Here is a 4,050-nt window from a genome sequence, read left to right on the forward strand (position 1 = left end):
AGGCTATAGGGAGCGCTGCGACACCAGCGTGGTGCTGGGCTCGCGCCACGCCAAAAAGCCGATCGAGCTGAAGATCCCGATCACCATCGCCGGCATGAGCTTCGGCTCGCTCTCCGGTCCGGCCAAGGAAGCGCTCGGCCGAGGCGCGACGCTTTCCGGCACCTCGACCACTACCGGCGACGGCGGCATGACCGAGGAAGAGCGCGGCCATTCGAAGACGCTGGTCTACCAATACCTGCCGTCGCGCTACGGCATGAACCCGCGTGACCTGCGCCGTGCCGACGCGATCGAAGTTGTCGTCGGACAGGGCGCCAAGCCCGGCGGCGGCGGCATGCTGCTGGGACAGAAGATCTCCGACCGCGTCGCCGAGATGCGCACGCTGCCCAAGGGCATCGACCAGCGCTCGGCCTCGCGCCATCCCGACTGGACCGGCCCGGACGATCTCGAGATCAAGATCCTGGAGCTGCGCGAGATCACCGACTGGGAGAAGCCGATCTACGTCAAGGTCGGGGGCGCCCGTCCTTATTACGACACCGCGCTTGCGGTGAAGGCCGGCGCCGACGTCGTCGTGGTCGACGGCATGCAGGGCGGCACCGCCGCGACCCAGGAAGTATTCATCGAGAACGTCGGTCAGCCGACGCTCGCCTGCATCAGGCCGGCGGTGCAGGCGCTGCAGGACCTCGGCATGCACCGCAAGGTGCAGCTGATCGTCTCCGGCGGCATCCGCAACGGCGCCGATGTCGCCAAGGCGCTGGCGCTCGGCGTCGACGCGGTGTCGATCGGCACCGCCGCACTCGTGGCGCTTGGCGACAACGACCCGCGCTGGGAGACGGATTACAACGCGCTCGGCACCACGGCCGGCGCCTATGACGACTGGCACGAAGGCAAGGACCCGGCCGGCATCACCACGCAGGATCCCGAGTTGATGAAGCGCGTCGATCCGATCGCCGCCGGTCGGCGGCTCGCCAACTACTTGAAGGTGATGACGCTCGAGGCTCAAACCATTGCCCGCGCCTGCGGCAAGAACAGCCTGCACAATCTCGAGCCCGAGGACCTGGTCGCGCTCAGCATCGAAGCAGCCGCCATGGCCGGCGTGCCGCTTGCCGGCACCAACTGGATACCGGGGAAGAACGGCTTCTAGGACACTCCATCCAGGATCACATAAGCGAGGAACTATAATGGGGAACGATCTCGCCGCATTCGCCAAGGAGAACGGCGTCAAATACTTCATGATCTCCTACACCGACCTGTTCGGCGGGCAGCGTGCCAAGCTGGTGCCGGCGCAGGCGATCGCCGACATGCAGAAGGACGGCGCCGGATTTGCCGGCTTCGCCACGTGGCTCGATCTCACGCCGGCGCACCCCGACATGCTGGCGGTGCCGGATCCGGATTCGGTGATCCAGCTGCCGTGGAAGCCGGAGGTAGCCTGGGTGGCGGCCACGTGCGTGATGGACGACAAGCTCGTCGACCAGGCGCCGCGCAACACGTTGAAGCGGCTGATCGAAGAGGCCGCCCGCGACGGCATGCATGTCAAGACCGGCATCGAGGCCGAGTTCTTCCTGATCTCGCCGGACGGCAGCGCTATCTCCGACCAGTACGACACGGCGTCGAAACCCTGCTACGACCAGCAAGCGGTGATGCGTCGCTACGACGTGATCGCCGAGATCTGCGACCATATGCTGGCGCTGGGCTGGGGTCCGTACCAGAACGACCATGAGGACGCCAACGGCCAGTTCGAAATGAACTGGACCTTCGATCACGCGCTGGCGACCGCCGACAAGCACTCTTTCTTCAAGTTTATGGTCAAGTCAGTTGCGGAAAACCACGGGCTGCGCGCGACTTTCATGCCCAAGCCCTTCCAGGGCCTGACCGGCAATGGCTGCCATGCGCACATCTCGGTGTGGGACGAGACCGGCAAGACCAATGTCTTCGCCGACAATTCGGAGGAGCTCGGCCTGTCCGCCAAGGGCAGGAACTTCCTCGGCGGCATCATGAAGCATGCTTCGGCACTTGCCGCGATCACCAACCCGACGGTCAATTCCTACAAGCGCATCAACGCGCCGCGCACCATTTCGGGCGCCACCTGGGCGCCGAACACCGTGACCTGGACCGGTAACAACCGTACCCACATGGTGCGCGTGCCGGGACCGGGCCGCTTCGAGCTGCGTCTGCCGGACGGCGCCGCCAATCCCTATTTGCTGCAGGCAGTGATCATCGCTGCCGGCCTCGACGGCATCCGCTCGAAGGCCGATCCCGGCAAGCGCTACGACATCGACATGTACCAGTTCGGTCATACCGTGACGGATGCGCCGAAACTGCCGCTCAACCTGCTCGATGCGCTGCGTGAGTTCGACAAGGACAAATCGCTGAAGGCGGCGCTGGGTGAGGAATTTTCGTCGGCATATCTAAAGCTGAAGCAACAGGAATGGAATTCCTATGCTTCGCACTTCACGCAGTGGGAGCGCGACCACACGCTGGACATCTAAAGCCCGTCGGCCGTGCAATCCGATGCAATAGAGAAGAGTCGGCGTGGGCGAGCGGCCTCGGAATGATTTCATGAAATACTCGATCTTCTCGCTCGCCCGTGCCGCCCTCTCCGGCCACAAGACCTGGAAGCCGACCTGGCGGGATGCGGCTCCGAAGGATCGCTACGACGTGGTGATCATCGGCGGCGGTGGGCACGGGCTGGCGACCGCCTGGTTCCTCGCCAACGAGTTTGGCATCCGCAACGTTGCGGTGCTGGAGAAGGGCTGGATCGGCTCCGGCAATGCCGGCCGCAACACCACCATCATCCGCTCCAATTACGGCCTGCCCGGCAACACCGGCTTTTACGAATTGTCGATGAAGCTGTGGGAGCGGATGGAGCAGGATTTGAACTACAACGCGATGGTCAGCCAGCGCGGCGTCATCAACCTCTACCATTCCGACCCGCAGCGCGACGCCTTTGCCCGACGCGGCAACACCATGCGCATCAACGGCATCGATGCCGAGCTGCTCGACCAGGCGGCGCTCAGGAAGATGATGCCGTTCCTGAACTTCGACAATGCGCGCTTCCCGGTGCAGGGCGGGCTGTTGCAGCGACGCGGCGGCACGGCACGTCACGATGCCGTGGTCTGGGGCTACGCGCACGCGGCGAGCGAGCTCGGCGTGGACATCATCCAGAACTGCGAAGTCACCGGCTTCATGCGCGACACCAACGGCAAGGTCTCCGGCGTCGAGACCTCGCGCGGCCGGATCGGCGCCGGCAAGGTCGGCATGGCGGTCGCCGGCAGTTCCTCACGCGTCGCGGCGATGGCCGGACTGCGCCTGCCGATCGAGAGCCATGTACTGCAGGCCTTCGTCTCCGAAGCGATCAAGCCGCTCCTGCCCAACGTCATGACCTTCGGCGCCGGGCATTTCTATGTCAGCCAGTCGGACAAGGGCGGGCTGGTGTTCGGCGGCGACATCGACGGCTACAACTCCTATGCCCAGCGCGGCAATCTGCCTGTCGTGGAGGATGTTTGCGAAGGCGGCATGGCGCTGATCCCGATGATCGGCCGCGTGCGGCTTCTGCGCCAGTGGGGCGGCATCATGGACATGTCGATGGACGGCTCGCCGATCATCGACAAGAGCCCGGTCGACGGCCTCTATCTCAATGCCGGCTGGTGCTATGGCGGCTTCAAGGCGACGCCTGGCTCCGGCTTCGTCTTTGCTCATCTCATCGCCCGCGATCAATCGCACAAGGAAGCCGCCCGCTTCCGCCTCGACCGGTTCCAGCGCGGCGCCATGATTGACGAGAAGGGCCAGGGCGCCCAACCGAACCTCCATTGAAGACCCGACCATGCGCATAGTCTGTCCCTTCTGCGGCGAACGCGAACTCGGCGAGTTCACCTATCTCGGCGACGCCAAGCCGCAGCGCCCGCCTGCCGATGCCGGTGAAGACGCCGTCTACGACTACGTCTACCTGCGCGACAACATCGCCGGTGTGATGAGCGAGCATTGGTATCACGGCGGCGGCTGCCGGGCCTGGCTGAAGGTCACGCGCAACACGCTGACGCATGAGATTTCGGC

The 4,050-nt window shown here is 64.7% G+C and carries 4 protein-coding genes; all 4 read left to right on the forward strand.

Annotated elements, in window-relative coordinates; genetic code table 11:
• On the forward strand, positions 1-1,141 hold a 1,141-nt coding region (locus EOA60_RS22060; protein WP_128311882.1), incomplete at its 5' end, for a glutamate synthase-related protein.
• A gap of 37 nt (positions 1,142-1,178) precedes the next feature.
• Positions 1,179-2,486, forward strand: a complete 1,308-nt coding sequence (glnT, locus tag EOA60_RS22065; RefSeq protein ID WP_067327758.1) for a type III glutamate--ammonia ligase — start codon at positions 1,179-1,181, stop codon at positions 2,484-2,486.
• Between the two features lie 70 nt (positions 2,487-2,556).
• On the forward strand, positions 2,557-3,810 hold the full coding sequence (locus EOA60_RS22070; protein ID WP_095801121.1) for a sarcosine oxidase subunit beta family protein: 1,254 nt from the start codon (positions 2,557-2,559) through the stop codon (positions 3,808-3,810).
• A gap of 10 nt (positions 3,811-3,820) precedes the next feature.
• Positions 3,821-4,050 (forward strand): sarcosine oxidase subunit delta (locus EOA60_RS22075; RefSeq protein ID WP_128311884.1); only part of this gene is annotated, 230 nt, incomplete at its 3' end.

This window comes from Mesorhizobium sp. M1A.F.Ca.IN.020.06.1.1 (assembly GCF_004023265.1).
Taxonomy (GTDB): Bacteria; Pseudomonadota; Alphaproteobacteria; order Rhizobiales; family Rhizobiaceae; genus Mesorhizobium.